Source organism: Vibrio sp. OPT46, assembly GCF_015163535.1.
Taxonomy (GTDB): Bacteria; Pseudomonadota; Gammaproteobacteria; order Enterobacterales; family Vibrionaceae; genus Vibrio; species Vibrio alginolyticus.
Window position 1 is genome coordinate 1 of the sequence record NZ_JADDYG010000219.1, and the last position, 298, is coordinate 298.

The 298-nt window shown below is 47.0% G+C and carries 1 pseudogene; it reads right to left on the bottom strand.

Going from position 1 to position 298, the window contains the following annotated elements:
* A pseudogene (locus tag IQR33_RS32685) lies at positions 1-298 on the bottom strand (IS3 family transposase); the annotation flags it as partial.

Consider the following 298-nt stretch of genomic DNA (forward strand, 5'->3'; position numbering starts at 1 on the left):
AGCTGAGATAACTCTCTCCATTTTGAGTTGGCAAGTAAGTAATATCAGCAACCCACAGTTGTTCTGGCTTCGTTGGTGTCAGCCCATCTTTCACTTTGTTTGGGTGACAGAAAAATCGATGACGGCTGTCAGTCGTTCGGTGATAGGCTCGTCTTGCTCTCACTAACAGCCGATGCTTTCTGAGAAGTTCAAAGAGCTTATCGCGACCTATTTGAATGCCCTTTGTTGCTGCTAAGAACTTCAGTTTACGCGTGCCAATGCGTGGCTGCTTCAGCCTGACTTCACGGACAAAGCCAAT